The sequence below is a fragment of the Xanthomonas sp. CFBP 8443 genome (assembly GCF_025666195.1).
Lineage (GTDB): Bacteria > Pseudomonadota > Gammaproteobacteria > Xanthomonadales > Xanthomonadaceae > Xanthomonas_A.
Genome location: NZ_CP102592.1, coordinates 115,850 through 131,454, shown reverse-complemented (window position 1 = coordinate 131,454; position 15,605 = coordinate 115,850). Strand labels below are relative to the sequence as shown.

12 protein-coding genes and 1 pseudogene are annotated in these 15,605 nt (G+C 66.1%); 3 read left to right on the top strand and 10 right to left on the bottom strand.

Annotation, left to right across the window (positions count from 1 at the left end; translation table 11 throughout):
• Positions 1-747: 747 nt before the first annotated feature.
• Complete coding sequence (locus NUG20_RS00600) at positions 748-2,037, bottom strand: XVIPCD domain-containing protein (RefSeq protein WP_263396558.1); 1,290 nt, start codon at positions 2,035-2,037, stop codon at positions 748-750.
• A 112-nt stretch (positions 2,038-2,149) separates the two neighbouring features.
• Positions 2,150-2,842 carry a hypothetical protein gene (locus tag NUG20_RS00595; RefSeq protein WP_263396557.1) on the bottom strand — a complete coding sequence of 231 codons (693 nt, stop codon included), beginning with the start codon at positions 2,840-2,842 and terminating at the stop codon, positions 2,150-2,152.
• Between the two features lie 512 nt (positions 2,843-3,354).
• On the opposite strand from NUG20_RS00595, the gene NUG20_RS00590 reads away from it, so the two are divergent.
• Positions 3,355-3,840 (top strand): metal-dependent hydrolase, encoded by a 486-nt coding sequence (locus NUG20_RS00590; RefSeq protein WP_263396556.1) that lies wholly within the window; start codon positions 3,355-3,357, stop codon positions 3,838-3,840.
• Between the two features lie 118 nt (positions 3,841-3,958).
• Here the strand turns inward: NUG20_RS00590 and NUG20_RS00585 are convergent.
• Positions 3,959-4,888 (bottom strand): annotated as a pseudogene (locus NUG20_RS00585) (LysR family transcriptional regulator).
• A 139-nt stretch (positions 4,889-5,027) separates the two neighbouring features.
• On the opposite strand from NUG20_RS00585, the gene NUG20_RS00580 reads away from it, so the two are divergent.
• The gene (locus NUG20_RS00580; protein WP_263396555.1) at positions 5,028-5,426 is read left to right on the top strand and encodes a RidA family protein; all 399 of its coding nucleotides are present in this window, start codon (positions 5,028-5,030) and stop codon (positions 5,424-5,426) included.
• 116 nt (positions 5,427-5,542) lie between these two features.
• Here NUG20_RS00580 and NUG20_RS00575 read toward each other — a convergent pair whose 3' ends face one another.
• Together NUG20_RS00575 and NUG20_RS00570 are read right to left on the bottom strand one after the other, a co-directional pair.
• Complete coding sequence (locus NUG20_RS00575; RefSeq protein ID WP_263396554.1) at positions 5,543-5,905, bottom strand: VOC family protein; 363 nt, start codon at positions 5,903-5,905, stop codon at positions 5,543-5,545.
• A gap of 216 nt (positions 5,906-6,121) precedes the next feature.
• Positions 6,122-6,763 carry a TetR/AcrR family transcriptional regulator gene (locus tag NUG20_RS00570; RefSeq protein ID WP_263396553.1) on the bottom strand — a complete coding sequence of 214 codons (642 nt, stop codon included), beginning with the start codon at positions 6,761-6,763 and terminating at the stop codon, positions 6,122-6,124.
• A gap of 88 nt (positions 6,764-6,851) precedes the next feature.
• On the opposite strand from NUG20_RS00570, the gene NUG20_RS00565 reads away from it, so the two are divergent.
• Positions 6,852-7,517, top strand: a complete 666-nt coding sequence (locus NUG20_RS00565; protein ID WP_263396552.1) for an O-methyltransferase — start codon at positions 6,852-6,854, stop codon at positions 7,515-7,517.
• Positions 7,518-7,613: 96 nt separating this feature from the next.
• On the opposite strand, the gene NUG20_RS00560 is transcribed toward NUG20_RS00565, so the two are convergent.
• From NUG20_RS00560 to manD, 5 genes are all read right to left on the bottom strand, one after another.
• Positions 7,614-7,907, bottom strand: coding sequence for a hypothetical protein (locus tag NUG20_RS00560; protein WP_263396551.1), 294 nt, complete (start codon positions 7,905-7,907; stop codon positions 7,614-7,616).
• A gap of 131 nt (positions 7,908-8,038) precedes the next feature.
• A complete protein-coding gene (locus NUG20_RS00555; RefSeq protein ID WP_263396550.1) occupies positions 8,039-9,502 on the bottom strand; it encodes a mannitol dehydrogenase family protein in 1,464 nt (487 codons plus the stop codon).
• 368 nt (positions 9,503-9,870) lie between these two features.
• Positions 9,871-12,627: a glycoside hydrolase family 3 protein gene (locus NUG20_RS00550; RefSeq protein WP_263396549.1), complete on the bottom strand. Its 2,757-nt coding sequence runs from the start codon at positions 12,625-12,627 to the stop codon at positions 9,871-9,873.
• A gap of 2 nt (positions 12,628-12,629) precedes the next feature.
• Positions 12,630-14,282, bottom strand: a complete 1,653-nt coding sequence (locus NUG20_RS00545; protein ID WP_263398578.1) for a glycoside hydrolase family 43 protein — start codon at positions 14,280-14,282, stop codon at positions 12,630-12,632.
• Positions 14,283-14,335: 53 nt separating this feature from the next.
• Positions 14,336-15,595 (bottom strand): D-mannonate dehydratase ManD, encoded by a 1,260-nt coding sequence (manD, locus tag NUG20_RS00540; RefSeq protein ID WP_263396548.1) that lies wholly within the window; start codon positions 15,593-15,595, stop codon positions 14,336-14,338.
• Positions 15,596-15,605 lie beyond the last annotated feature (10 nt).

Here is a 15,605-nt window from a genome sequence, read left to right as displayed (position 1 = left end):
ACCCATTACCCATCCAATGAGTTCCACCTCAAGTTTCCGAGGCACTTCGCCCTCGTTGAGGCCGATGACCTGTTTCAAAACGAGCTTGATCAGTTTCACTCAACGCTAGATCAACGACACAGGTATCCTGAAGATCGTGGGGGCCAAGATTTCGCTACTCCTGAAGTATTTAACCCACAATCTTTTTTGGAAGAGATTGGTGAGCTAGATAGGCAACTAAAGATCATAGAATTCGCAGTAATCCGGCCGAAACTCCATACGGGTGCGGCCTAATAATTCATTCAAGCCGACGCCGCTTCGCGGCGCGGATTAATCCTGGCGTTAGGCCCGCAATGAAATTTCGCGTTATGTACATGGAGTCAAAGTCTGGACACGCTAACGGTCAAGCCAGGATTGGCCGTGTCTCTTTCTCAAAGACTGGCGGCACTCTTCGTTACGGCGATCTGGAGTTCATTAGCCTCAAGGGGCGAGGGTCTAAGGCCAACTATTTAGAGACTGGCTCGGGTGACGAGTATTGGATCTCCGGACCTCGAAAAGATGGTCAAGATCGTCTTTACGTAAGTGCTGTGCCAGTTGATATCGATGATGACGTACGAGAAAAGTATTGGTGCACAATCCGTGATCTTCCAGAGTACAAGTCACGTGTGCGGGCCTAACAATTCATTCAAGCCGATCCCACATCCGAACCACTGCCCCGCTCACGTCATAGCACAGTGAAGCGCTTCACCTCCGACCATATTCCGAGCGCTACATCGCCATCCGCGGCCCCTGCTCTTGCTGCGGGGCTTGTTGCTTACTCATCTCCACTTGCTGCTGACGGACTTGCTCGATCCTGATGTGCTCGGCCTGCACCAGATTCTGCTCCGCCGGCTGCTGGGCCGCCTCGCGTCCATCGACCCGAGCATGGAACATCGGGAGTTTGTCGCCAAACGGCGCGTAGACCGCAAGCACGTTCTCGGCCCCGTCGTTGCCCAGCGCGCCGGTCACACGGTCCACCCGCTTCACCAGCGGGTCTTCGGCCTGCTGCTTGTAGAGCGCTGCGGTGACGTTGCGGCTCTCCTCCTCGTTCCAGTTCCCGGTTCCGCTGACCCAGGAATGGATCTGCTGGTAGGTAGGGTGATCTGGATGCGCGGGGTTGTCAGCCAACACAGCTTGGTCGCGAGAGACAGCTTGGGGTTCGATGTCCGGTTGGCCCGCGCCATTGCGCCCGATTTGCCGCACCTCCACCGGTCGCAGCTGCCCTCCGGACGTGTCGGTGAAGCCGAATGCCTTGCCTTGCCCACCCAGGTCGATGCCGGCCGCCTGGATCTCTTCCGCCGAACTGCCGAGCTCTTTCAGGTTTAACCCAAGGCTCGGAATCGACTGACTAGAGGCCCGGTCCAAGTCACGGGACACGGCAGCGCCGGCGGATACAGCGTAGGACAAGTAAAGAGCGTTGTAATCGGACTGGCCTAATGCCCCCAGGCTGTTGCCGGACTGATCGAACTGACAGATCGCCACGGCCTCCACCGCGGGGCTGTTGATGCGGTTGTCGGTCTGCTGCAGGCCGTGGCCATTCATTTGGATGCCTGGAGCAAGGCGCCCGTTCGTGACGCAAGGCGTGGTGGGGTCCAAGCGCTGAAGTAGCTCGGCTTCGCTGACGTCGTTGTCTTGATGCTTCACCCGGCTGGCCACCGCGTTCATCGACACCAGCTCGGCCAACGCTTCGTTCTGCCGGGATGCCTGGCGGTATTCTTTTGCGATAGGCGTGATGTCCACCGTGGCATCCCCGTATCGCATTCCCTCTTTCAGCGCCTCATCGATTCGGTAGGACAGCTTGTGAGTGCTCAGTTCGGTGGAACGCGCCATCAGCGCGTGTCCGGATTCGTGCCCCAGGATGCCAGTGAGCTGATCCACCCGCTCCGACTGCGTCGGCCGTAGCAGCACGTCGGAGTTGATACTGATCGTTTTCTCTTGGTGGCTATAGTGCCCACCTTCGTTCGGCGTCTTCGCTAGACTGATGTGCTTGAGATCACCGTTGTCGATGGCCTTGGTCATCACCTCAACCAGATAAGGCGACGACTCCACTGCTTCCCGGAGGTCCCTGGCAGCTCCCGGGGACAATGAAGATTGTCGTCCGGTCTCCTGAAGCATGCGCTCGATGCGTGGATCAAGCATCGCTGCGCTCCATCTCAAACCTTACAACGGTGACGCACGTGGGCGCGTCACGTCGGTCGGGCGTTACAACGATGTAGAGCCCCAGCGACGGACCCACGATCTTGTGGAAGGTGATTCGCTGGTCGTCGCCAAACGTTGGCACATACACTTGAAAGCCATCGGCTTCCATCTGTTTTTTCAGTGTGTCGTAGGCAAGGCAAGCGTTCGGAGTAACGGTCAGTTCTACCCGGTGCCCGGGGTGCTTGGGCGACGGCTTCCACGCAGCCCAGTCGTAAGTTCCCTTTCCTACCTTGCCGCTCACCCCTCGCCTCTCGTGCTTGGCGTCGGGGGGGAGCGCGATTCCCAAAATTCGCTCCACCCGGTTTGGGTCGGAGTCGGTCTGGGCATGAAGGGACTGGGCGAGTGCTTCGATTTGCTTGAGCAGTTGGTCAGGGGTGTGCTCGGCCCCTGGCTGCAATGCGGGGTATCCGCCCCAAGCCATCATCGGCGCCGAACCAGGAGGAAGCGCGGCGTCGGAGATAGCGGCGACGCGGTCCTGCTCGCGCTGAATGTCAGCAGTGGTCACTTCCTGCATGGCTTCCTCCTGATGTGCGTTAGACGGTTCCGCGCACGCGGCCAATCCCAACAGCAGTACGCCTGTTAAAAGAGCATTGGCGATGCAGCGTCCTCGGCGAAAGGAATCCATGGCCCACACTCGGGTGTCGGGAGGTTGGATAGCTTACCTCCAGCGCCCGAGCCCAGGCCAATCGGGCCGCCATGCTTGCCAAACAACAGCCAAACAACCGACAACGGAACAACGGAACAACGGAACAACGGAACAACGGGGGCCAGAGGAAGCATCTACCTCAAGCGCATATTTCCTCGTCTCCGTTGTCGGATTACGAGCGCCCGGCCCGTTGTCGTTCCCTTTGCCGCTCGACCGCAATCCGCCTCACTCCTTCAGCGGATCCCCCCGCTAAAAATGGGGTCAGAGTGTAGTTTTGTCCAGGTCTTGCCCCCTAAGTGCACTCTGACCCTAGTTCTTGACCCCAGTTCTTTGCCTTTGGAGCGGCTCGGACACCCATGCTCGTCGATTCCTTCGATGGCACTACGGCGGCAGGCAGGCGACTTCACCACAGGATGGGATCATGAGACAGTCCTTCCGAGATCACGAGCTCGGCATATGGTTTTACCTCACACCTTAGGTCCGCGACCGCAATGCCCTTCACCCCCATACATCTCGGTCCAGGACTGGCTTTCAAGGCCGCAGGAGGGCGCCATTTCAGTTTTATGGTGTTTGGCGGCTCGCAAGTCCTCATGGACATCGAGCCTCTGATTGGAATCCTGCAAAACAAGCCGATCCTCCACGGCGTTACACACACACTGTTCGGCGCCATGGTCATCGGCAGTCTAGCGGCGGCCACTGGCAAACCCGTCAGCTCAGCCGTGTTGAAACTTCTCAGGATTCCCCAACCGCCACTCACATGGACTGCCGCAGTGTCGGGCGCGTTCGTCGGGACTTATTCCCATATCGTGCTTGACGGCATCATGCATTCGGACATCATGCCTCTGTGGCCACTGGTGTCAGGCAACCCGTTGTATCGCGCCGTTGACATCGATCAGCTTCATATCGTTTGCCTGCTCGCTGGCGTCATTGGCCTTGCGTGCCTCGGGCTGAAAGCGGCGTTCAAGCGGCGGACCTGAGGCATGCACGCGTTGAGCCGCAGGAAGATCACAAAACGTGGCCAGAGGAAATATCCAACCTCAGGCGCACACTCCTCCTTGTTGCGTTCTCCAGCTTTTAGCTCGACCGCAACCTTCCTCACCCTTCCGGCGGATGTCGCACAGGCGCATGCACCGCCATCAGCGCCGCGATCCACTCGATGAACACGCGCAGCTTGGCGCTGACATGGCGGTTGGGCGGGAACGCGACGTACAGCGGCATCGGTTCCAGCCGCCAATCGGCGAACACCGGCACAAGCTCGCCACTGGCCACATGCGGCCTGGACATGTAGTCCGGCAACCACAGCACGCCCATGCCTGCCAATCCCGCGGCGAGATAGGCATTGCCGTCGTCCACGGCCAGCACGTGGCGGCCTTGCACGCTCAGCCGCTCGCCGTCGCGTTACATGGCATAGGCGATGACCTTCCTGCCGCGACTGGCGCCGGTGAAGCCGACGATGCGATGGTGCGTGTCCTCCAGGTCGCGCGGATGCGCCGGCATGCCGGCGCGCTCCAAGTAGGCGGGAGCGGCGAACACGCCGGCCTGCAGTACGCCGATAAGCCGAGCACTCAGCGATTGCTCGCTGAGCACGCCGCCGCGCACCACGCAGTCCACGTTCTCACCGATCAGATCCACGTGGCGGTCGCTGACCCCCAGGTCGAGCTGGATCTCCGGATAACGCGCGTGGAACGCCGGTAGCGCCGGCACCAGGATCAAGCGCGCCAGCGGGCTCGGCACGTCCACCCGCAGCCGGCCACGTGGCGCGGCGGCGGCGCCGGACAGGCTGGTTTCGGCGTCGTCCAGATCCGCCAACAGCTGGACCACACGCTCGTAGAACGCCACGCCATCGGCCGTGGCGTTGACCTTGCGCGTGGTGCGGTTGAGCAGCTTCACGCGCAGGCGCGCTTCCAGCTGCTGCACCGCTTGGGTGACGCTGGCCTTGCCGACGCGCAAGGTCTCCGCCGCCTTGGTGAAGCTGCCGGTTTCGACCACGCGCGCGAAGGCCAGCATGGCCTCGAACCGATCCATCCGTGCTCCAGTGTGGTTGGGATTGTTTGGATTCTACAAACAGTGATGCGGCGATGCGTCGGTTTATCCGCCGGCATCCTGCGCGTACCGTCTGGCCATCGTCATGACTGGCCCGCGCGGGCCGAGGAAGAGAAGACAGATGGCCACACGCGACGTTGTTTTTCCGCAGGGGCGACAGGCCCTATATGAGCGCAATCGCTATTCGCCGGCGGTGCGGGCCAATGGCTTGCTGTTCGTGTCCGGACAGGTCGGCAGCCGCGAGGATGGCTCGCCCGAGCCGGATCTGGAAGCGCAGGTGCGGCGCGCGTTCGACAACCTCAACGCCATCCTCGCCGCGGCAGGTTGCACATTCGATGACGTGGTCGATGTCACCTTCTTCCTGGTGGATCCCGAAGCGACGTTCGACACGGTCTGGAAGGTCCTGCCCACGTATTGGGGCGAGGCCCCGCACCCGACCGTGACCGCCGTCGGCGTCACGTGGCTGTACGGGTTCCAGTTCGAGATCAAGGTGATCGCGACATTGCCCAAGGCGCAGTAGCGAGGCATCGCGATCGCGATGGTCCGTGACCGCGCGGCTTTGCGCCGAAGGCGCTGCAGCGCTGCCTGACCCTTGCCGTCATGCCAACGCGACTGCCGTGGCCGCGGCGAACATGCTCAACCTTCCGCCGGCCACTCGCGAAAGTTCACGCATACCGTGGTCTTGTCCAGCATCGCAAATTCGCGCGAACCCCAGGGCCTGAGCGCGACGGTGTTGCAATTCGGGTGTAGCAGATGCGGCACGCGTGCGGACATTTCCGCGAAGATCGCATCGACATCGTCGGTGTCGATGCTGAGCTCCGGACGGTCCTTCGCCGCCCACTCGGGGTTCTCGACCAGATAGGCCTTGGCGCCGTCGCGGGCGACGACGGCCATCGTGGCGTCTTGGTACTGCACGGCAAAGCCCAGGCCATCGACGAAGAAGTCGAGTCCGTCCTGCAGCTTGTCGTAGAAGATCTTCGGGATGAGGTTCTTGAACATTGGGCTACCTGCGTTGATGGAGGTATTTCAGCAAGGCGAGCGCTACCGCTCTACATCGGCACGAGCGCTTGCCGCCTATCACCGGGACGTCTTCGGCTAGAGCAGCATATGCGGTCCGGGATGCCTCGACCAAGCTCATCTGCCCGCGCGGACAGAGCCCGGTGCGCTGGCAGCGCTGCACCAGCGTTCGCAGCCGCTTTCATGGGCCGCTCCCGGCTATGCCACAGAACGCGACGCGAGCCGCTGCAGGTAGGCGCAGAACATATCCGCCATGGCGTCGGCATAGGCGCGGATCTGGGCGGCGCTACGCGGCGTTTCCGAAAACTCCTTGGCCCCCGCCCCGAGCGTCGTCTTGATCAGGTTGCCGGCCAGGGTGCGGGTGGCTGCCGGCGCATCGGGCAGGACCTCGCGCATGAAGCGTCGCAACGTGCGCTTTCCCGAGGCGCGCGCCTGCTGCGCCTCGGGCGCGTCGCGGTACAGCGGCGCGGCGGTAGCGAGCGCCGTGCGCATCTGCGCCTCCTCGCATTCCGAGCGTACGAAGGCGTGCACCAGCAGGCGCAGCCGTTCCAGCGGCGGACGCTGCGCGTCCTCGAGGATGCCGCGCAACAGGTCGCTGGTCTGCCGCCATTCGTCGCTCTGCAGCCGGAACAGGATCGCCGCCTTGTTCGGGAAGTACTGGTACAGCGAGCCGATGCTCACCCCGGCCTTCTCGGTCACCCGCGCGGTGGTGAAGCGCTGCATCCCTTCCTTGGCCAAAACCTGAGCTGCCGCTTCCAGGATGACCGCCACGAGCAGGTTGGAGCGCGCCTGTTGCGGCCGTTTTCTCGGAGAAATTCTGGTTTTCCGGCGATCGTTCATGCGGCAGGCCAATGCGAATAGCGAATGTGACGGATCAGTCGCATTCTATTCCGGTCCGATGACGGACGCACAAAAACGGCAACGATCGATGAGTACCCTGACCACTGCACCGCTCGCCCCCCTGCTCGACCGCCTGTTCGACGAGGCCGCTGCGACGACGGCGACGGCGATGTCCGCATTCGCCGAAATCCCGACCGAGGAGCGGGAGCGCCTGATGCGCAGCAAGACCGACTACGTGGAGTTATACAGCCAGCTGAAGGATCTGCCGCTGGCCGTCTCGCGCGAGACCGGCGTGCTGCTATACATGCTGGCGCGCAGCTGCCGCGCACGCACGATCGTCGAATTCGGCACCTCGTTCGGCATCTCCACCCTGCACCTGGCCGCGGCCTTGCGCGACAACGGCGGCGGGCAGCTCATCGGCAGCGAGTTCGAGCCGTCCAAGGTGCTGCGCGCCCACGACAACCTGCGCGCCGGCGGACTCGACGACCTGGTGGAGATCCGCGAGGGCGATGCCTTGCAGACGCTGCGCAGCAACCTGCCCGACAGCATCGACCTGCTGCTGCTCGACGGCGCCAAGGCCTTGTACCCGCAGGTGCTGGCGTTGCTGGAAACGCGTCTCAGGCCCGGCGCACTGATCGTCGCCGACAATGCCGACTACAGCCCCGAGTACCTGGCGCAGGTACGCTCGCCCGACGCGGGCTACCTGTCCATCCCGTTCGCCGAGGATGTGGAGCTGTCGATGCGCATCGGCTGATGGCGATGCGCCGTGCGTTGCGGAAACGTACCGCTGCAGGTTCGATCTTCATGGGAGACCGAACGACCCGGCGGCGGCGGCCGCGCGAGCGAACGCCTAGCCCGACAGGTTTGCCCAGGTCTTGATGCCCAGATAGGCAACGAAGAGCAGCACCACGATCACGACGATTACGCGCGACCTGCGTTGTGTTCGCCGATGTTGCCCGATGCGTGAGGCGAGCAACGGCGCACTCTTGGCCTGCGTCTCTTCGATGAGCGCATTGGAACGCGCCGAGGCTTCCTCGAGCGTCAGCCTGCCTGCGTCGATATCGTTCGCGATGACGTCCAGCTGGCGCATCAGATCCTGCTGCAGCCGGTCGTACTCGTCGTTGTTCCCGTCCGATCGTGCCATGAAAGTATGCGTCCTTGCGTTGAAATGGACCGGGGGGACGCTGCGCCCGTTCGATGGCCCCGCCGTAGGATTCCCTGCAAGTCTACGGCACTGCAGACGCTGTCACTTGACTCGGGGGGCAACTACAACAACTACGTGAGCGCGAGCGCTTGCTGCGCACCCGTCGCGCCAGCATCGCCCAGCGCGGCGTAAGCACTGCGCAACGCCTCGATGAAACGTGCATCCCCCGACAGAGGCGCGAACACCGCGCCCAGTGCGAGGAATGCCTCCACATCGTGGCCAGCATCGCCAGTCGCGCTACGCCCGATCTCGGTCAGCACCTCGCTCAGCGGGTCCACCAGCGCCACGCCGTTCCGCGCCTGCCGCCGCACGAACTGCATCCACGCTGCGATCGGCAGGCACAGGCGGTCGATGCGGCGGCCGGCGGACAGGGCGTCGGCGATGGTGCCGAGCAGGCGCACCGGCAGTTTCTGCGAGCCGTCCCAGGCTATCTGCGCCAGGCGGTGGGCGATGGCAGGGTTGCGGAAGCGGGCGAGGATGGCGCCGGTGTAGTGCTGCGGGTCGAAGCCGGGCATTGGCTGTAGCGTCGGTGCGATGTCTTCGCGCATCAGGGTTTCGACGAAGGCGGCCAGTTGCGGGTGGCGCATGGCGTCGGCGACGGTGTCCAGGCCGAGCAGGGAGCCGAGGTAGGCCAGCGCGGAGTGCGGGCCGTTGAGCAGGCGCAGCTTGGCGCGGTCGTAGCCGGCGATGTCGTCGCTCAAGGTGACGCCGGCGCGCTCGAAGGCGGGGCGGCCGTTGCAGAAGTTGTCTTCGATCACCCATTGGCTGTAGCGCTCGCGCTGGATCGGCCAGGCATCGTGGCAGCCGAGTTGGGCCGCGACGCGTTCGCGCAGGGCGTCGTCGCTGGCCGGGGTGATGCTGTCGACCATCGAGCGCGGGAACGCGGCTTCGGTTTCGATCCAGGCGGCCAGTGCGGGGTCGATGGTGTGCGCGAACTGCAGCACGGCGCGGCGCAGCTTGCCGCCGTTGTCGGGCAGGTTGTCGCAGCTGAGCACGGTGTACGGCGCCAGGCCCAGGCGCAGGCGTGCGCGCAGGCCGGCGACGAGGTAGCCGATGGCGCTGCGCGGGGCATGCGGGGTGGCGAGGTCGTGGACGATGTCCGGATGCGCGAAGTCGAGCTGTTCGCCGGCCAGGCAGTAGCCTTTCTCGGTGACGGTGAGGGTGACCAGGCGTACCGCCGGGTCGGCTAACCGGGCAAGGACGGCGGGCTGTTCGTCCTGCGCGCACAGCACTTCGCGGATGGCGCCGATGATGCGCAGTTCGGGGGGTTCGTCGAGCAGGGCGAGGGTGTAGAGGCCGTCCTGCGGGCGCAGGGCGTCGCGCACTTGCGGGCTGTGCAGGGAGACGGCGCTGATTGCCCAGTCCGGTTCGTCGGCGAGCAGGTCGTCGAGGTAGACGGCCTGGTGGGCGCGGTGGAAGGCGCCGGCGCCGAGGTGGACGATGCCGATGCCCACGGCGCCCAGAGCGTAGGTTGGGCGGGCGATGGCTGGCGGCAGGTTGGGGAGCGTGGCGGCGGTTAGGCGTGGTTCGGTCACGGGGGATCCAGGAGGATTTTTCGGTCTGAGGCTTGGTCGGTAGGGCTGTCGGGACTGAAGTCCCTCCCACAGGGAGCTGGGGCGAGCTGGGGTTTGGTCGGTAGAGCCGTCGGGACTGAAGTCCCTTCCACAATGGAGCTGAGGCGAGCTGGGTTTGGTCGGTAAGGCGGTCGGGACTGAAGTCCCTCCCACAGGGGAGCTGAGGTGGGCTGGGGGTTGGCCGGTGAGGCGGTCGCGGCTGAAGCCGCTCCTACAGGGGATCGCGTGGGTCTGGTACGTGGTCGGTGACGTGCGTGGGGCTGACCTCGGCCTTCCGCGCCCGCTCCTTCGGTGGTGCGAGCGTTGACGGCTCGCACCACCGATCGCGGTCACTTGTGCGGCGTTGCCTCCGCCGCGGGCGACGGCTGCACGCTGAAGCGCTGGCGGGCGCGTACGTCGCTGCTGGAGGCGCCGACTTGCAGTTCGTAGTCGCCCGGGTCCACCACGTAGGCCTTGCGCGCTTCGTCGTAGATGCGCAGGTCGGTCTGCGGGGAGATGGCGAAACTCACCTCGCGGGTTTCGTCGGGCTGCAGGGCGATGCGCTGGAAGCCGCGCAGTTCCTTGTTCGCGCGCTCGCGTTGCGGCGACAGCGGCTGCAGGTACAGCTGCACCACTTCGTCGCCCGCACGCTTGCCGGTGTTCTTCACCTTCAGCGTCGCGCGCAGCTGGCCGTCGGCGGCCAGTTTGGTGCGGTCCAGGCGCAGGTCGGAATAGGCGAACTGCGTGTACGCCAGGCCATGCCCGAACGGGTACAGCGCGGTGCCGGCGAAGTAGCGGTAGGTGCGGCCACGCATGGCGTAGTCGTCGAACGCGGGCAGTTTTTCGCTTTCCTTGTAGAACGTCACCGGCAGGCGGCCGCCGGGGCTGGCGTCGCCGAACAGCACGTCGGCCACGGCGCTGCCGCCGCGCTGGCCGGGGTACCAGGCCAGCAGGATCGCCGGCACGTGCTGCTGCGCCCAGTCGATGGCCAGCGCCGAGCCGGTGGTCAGCACCGCCACCACCGGTTTGCCGGTGCCGTGCAGCGCTTCGAGCAGCTCGCGCTGCGGCTTCGGCAGGCGCAGGTCGGTGCGGTCGCCGCCAGCGAAGCCGGGATAGTTGACCTTCATCTCCTCGCCTTCGACGTCGCCGGTCAGGCCGCCGACGAACACCACCACGTCGGCGCGCCGCGCCGCGTCCAGCGCGTCCTGCAGCGGCGGCTTGGCGCCGGGCTGGCGCCACGCCAGGCGCACGCCGGCGTCGCGCTCGCCTTCGAAATACTCCAGGCGCAGGTCGTAGCTGCGGCCGGCTTCCAGGCGCACGTCGATGCCGTCGGCGTGCAGGCGGTCGCTGGCGCTCCAGCGGTCGATCAGGCGCTTGCCGTCCAGGTACAGGCGCACGCCGTCGTCGGCCGCGGTTTCCAGGTGGTAGGTGCCGGTCGCCGGCGGCACCAGCTTGCCGCTCCAGCGGATGCTGAAGTTGTCGGCCGGGATGGCCTGGCCTGGCCCGGCTTCGCCGCGCGCGAGCAGGTTGTCGGTGGGCGAGCCGCGGTCCCACTTGAAGCCGATCTGCGCATCCGTCCGCACCAGCGCCGGGGTACCGGACAGGTCGTGGTTGCGGAAGTATTCGCCACGCAGGCCGCGCTCGGGCGAGTCGGCCGACGGGCGCAGGTACTGCGGCTCGATCAGCGGCGTGGCGTTGGGGTCGTCGCGGCCTTCGACCAGGTCGGCGCCGCGCGCGTACAGCACTTCGGCGTCGGGCGCGGCCTCGCGGATGCCCTGCAGCACGGTGACCGGCGCGGCCGGCGTGCCGTAGTAGTTGCCGAGCAGCGCCATGGTGTCGTCGGCGGTGGGGCCGACCACGGCGATGCGCTTGATCTTGGCGCGCGACAACGGCAGCACGCCGTCGTTCTTCAGCAGCACCAGCGACTCGCGCGCGGTGCGCCGCGCCAGCGCGTCGTGTTCGGGCGACTGGTTCACCGAGGCGGGAATCTGCGCCCAGCGCAGCTGGCCCGGCGGATCGAACATGCCCAGGCGCATGCGCGCGTACATCAGCTTCTGCAACGCCTTGTCGACTTCGGCTTCGCTGATCAAGCCCTTGCGCACCGCGGCCGGCAGCGTGGAATACTCCTCGCCGCATTCCAGCTCGGTGCCGTTCTTCACCGCCAATGCGGCGGCTTCCTCGCGGGTGGCGACGATCTTGTGGTTCTTCCAGATGTCCACGATCGCCCAGCAGTCGGACACCACGTAGCCGTCGAAGCCCCACTGCTCGCGCAGCACATCGCGCAGCAGGAACTTGCTGGCGCTGGCCGATTCGCCGAACACGCGGTTGTAGGCGCCCATCACCGAATCCACGCGGGCTTCCTTGACCAGCGCTTCGAACGCCGGCAGGTAGGTCTCGTGCAGGTCGCGCTGCGACGGGTGCGCGTCGAAGTGGTGGCGGTCGGCCTCCGGGCCGCTGTGCACGGCGAAGTGCTTGGCGGTGGCGTCGAGCTTGCGGTAGGTCTCGCCCTGCGCGTTCTTCGGCGCATCCGTGCCGTCGCCCTGCAGGCCCTGCACGAAGGTCACGCCCATGCGCGCGGTGAGGAACGGGTCCTCGCCGTAGGTTTCCTGGCCGCGGCCCCAGCGCGGGTCGCGGAAGATGTTGATGTTCGGCGACCAGAACGTCAGGCCCTGGTAGCGGCCGTGCTGGTCTTGGCGCAGGGCCTGGTGGTGCTTGGCGCGCGCTTCGTCGCTGATCGCGGTGGAGACCTCGCGCATCAGCGGCACATCGAAGGTGGCCGCCATGCCGATCGCCTGCGGGAACACGGTGGCGCCGCCGGCGCGGGCCACGCCGTGCAGCGCCTCGTTCCACCAGTCGTAGACCGGCACGCCCAGGCGCGGGATCGCCGGCGCGGCGTTCTGCATCTGCGCGGCCTTTTCCTCCAGCGTCATCCGCGAGACGAGATCGGCGGCGCGCTGTTCGAAACTGCGCTGGGTGTCCAGGTACGGCGGCGGTGCGGATGCCTTGGCGGGCGCCGCGCCGGCGACGCCGGGAACCAGGGCCAGCAACAGGGTCGTCGCCAGGGTGGTGCGGGCCGCAGCGCGGCGACGGTCGGTGCCGTTGTGCATGGTCATTGCTCCTTGGATCGATCCGGTTCGCGGCGGGCGTACGGCCCAAGAGTGACGCCGGTGAAGCCACCGGCCACGGCAGTGCTGAGCATCGCCGCGTCGTCGTCGCGGCGTAGCCAGCGCCAGTCCTGGCCATCGGCGGCGTAGGCGAAGGCATAGCGGCCGCCGTCGCCGGCGATCTTCAGGCGCAGCGCGCCCTTGGCCTCGACCGCGCTGCGCGCGACGGTGGTGGTGCGCTTGCCGTCGCGCTTGTCGAGGAACACCTCGGCGCGCGCGCCGCGGCGGCGCACGCCGAGCACGTACCAGGCATCAGCGTTCTGGAATGCGGCCAGGCCCGCGACCAGGCCCGTCTGCGCCGGTATCTGTACGGCGGTGCTGACATCGAAGCGCGTGTGCTGTTGCCGGTAGGCCAGGAACGCGGGATTGCCGCTGCGTTCCAGACCTTGCGTGTCGGGCTGCAGGGTCAACCAGCCGGGACGCGCGCGCAGGTCGAGCCATTCGCGCTTGGGCGTGCGCAGCTGCAACCAGCGGCGGTCGCGTTGCGGCGCGTCGAAGCTATCGCGCCAGGTGAAGTTGCCACTCAATGGTGCGACGTCGGCATCGGCGCGCAGTCCGGCCGGCCCCGGCGCGACGTAGGGAATCGGCTGCCCGGCGGGCAGGATCGACGGCCAGCCGTCGTGCCAGGTGACCGGCAGCAGGAAGGTCTCGCGGCCGGTGTTGTAGCGATCACCCGCGTACGGGCGGCTGGCCAGGAATAGCGCCCACCACTGCCCGTCCGGACCTTCGACCAGATCGGCATGGCCGGCGTTGCTGATCGGGTTGGCGCGTTCGGCGGACAGGTCGCGCTGGGTCAGGATCGGATTGTGCGGCGCCGGCACGTACGGACCCCATGGCGTGCGGCTGCGCAGCGCCACCTGCGAGTGCTGCGGACCGGTGCCGCCTTCGGCGCAGGACAGCACGTACCAGCCGTCGCGCTTGTACAGGTGCGGGCCTTCGATCCAGATCGGCTTGCTGGCCAGGTCGGTGCCGCCGTTGACCAGCACCTTGCGCGGACCCACCGGCTGCATCCGCGCCAGGTCGATGCGCTGCATCCAGATCGCGCGGTGGCCTTCGTACAGCGGCGCGCCTTCCGGCGGACCGTTGTTGAGCAGGTAGGCGGTGCCGTCGTCGTCGAAGAACAGCGACGGATCGATGCCGTCGATGTCCGGCAACCAGTGCAGCGCCGACCACGGCCCGGCCGGCTCGTCGGCGGTGGCGACGAAGTTGCCGCCGCTGTCCACCGCGGTGCCGACCACGTAGAAGCGGCCGTCATGGTGCGCGATGCTGGCAGCGAACATGCCGCGCGACACGCGCAGGCCGTCGTAATCCAGCTGCTCGGCGCGCTCGACCACGTTGCCGACCTGCCGCCAATGCACCAGGTCGCGGCTCTCGAACACCGGGATCGCCGGGAAATAGGCGAAGGTGGAATTGACCAGGTAGTAGCGATCGCCCGCGCGGACGACGCTGGGGTCGGGATAGAAACCGGCCAGCACCGGGTTGCGGTAGTGGCCGGGCGGCAGCGGTTCGGCAAACACCGCGTCGTCGCCGCGGTATTCGAACCAATCGAATTCGGCAATGCTGGCGGCCTGCCCGCGCTGCGCCGATGCAGTCTGCATCGCCACGACACACAGCAGCGCCAGAACCAGTGCGCGTCCCCAGCGCATGCGCATCACCAGTCCCACATCGCGCCGTCTTCCAGCCGCGCCACCGGCAGCTGCTTGGGCGCGTACGGGTAGCGCTTGGCCAGGGCCTCGTCGATGTCCACGCCGTGCCCGGGCGTCTCGCCGCAATGCAGGCGGCCGGCATGGAACGTGTAGTCGTGCGGGAACACCGCGTTGGCCTCGTCGGAATGGAACATGTATTCCTGGATGCCGAAGTTCGGCACCCAGGTGTCGAAGTGCAGCGCCGCGCCCATGCACACCGGCGACAAGTCGGTGGCGCCGTGGAAGCCGGTGCGTACCTGGTGCAGCGCGGCGAAATCGGCCAGCCGGCGCACGTGGGTGATGCCACCGGCATGGACAATGGTGGTGCGAATGTAGTCGATCAGCTGCCGCTCGATCAGGTGCTTGCAGTCCCAGATCGAATTGAACACCTCGCCCACCGCCAGCGGCGTCACAGAATGCTGGCGGATGGTCTCGAACGCGCGCTGGTTTTCCGCGGGCGTGGCGTCTTCCAGCCAGAACAGCCGGTACGGTTCCAGGTCGCGCGCCAGCCGCGCCGCCTCGATCGGGGTCAGCCGATGGTGCGCGTCGTGCAGTAGCTCGATTTCGTCGCCGTGGTCGGCACGCAATTGTTCGAACAGCTTGGGCACCACGCTGAGATAGCGCGGCGTGGACCACACGGTCTCGGTCGGCAGCTCGCTTTCGGCCGGTTCGTAGGGCTTGCCGCCGCTGGAGATGCCGTAGGTCTTCTTGATCCCGGGCACGCCGCACTGCGCGCGGATGGCGATGAAGCCCAGTTCGCGGAAACGCGCGACTTCCTCGCTGGTCTCGGCGATGTCGCGGCCGTTGGCGTGGCCGTAGACCAGCGCGCCTTCGCGCGAACGCCCGCCCAGCAGCTGGTACAGCGGCATGCCGGCCATCTTGCCGAGGATGTCCCACAGCGCCACGTCCACCGCGGCGATCGCGGTCATCGTCACCGGCCCGCGCCGCCAGTACGCGCCGCGGTAGAAGAATTGCCAGATGTCCTCGATGCGGCCGGCGTCGCGGCCGATCAGGTTCGGCACCACGTGGTCCTGCAGGTAGGACGCCACCGCCAGTTCGCGGCCGTTGAGAGTGGCGTCGCCCAGGCCGTACACGCCGGAGCGGGTGACGATCTTGAGGGTGACGAAATTGCGCCCCGGGCAGGTGACGATGACCCGCGCCTCGACGATCTCGCGATCGCGGGCCGAGCCTTGGGCGGAAGAAGCGCTGTCGGAAGTCTGGGTCATCGCGGGTCGC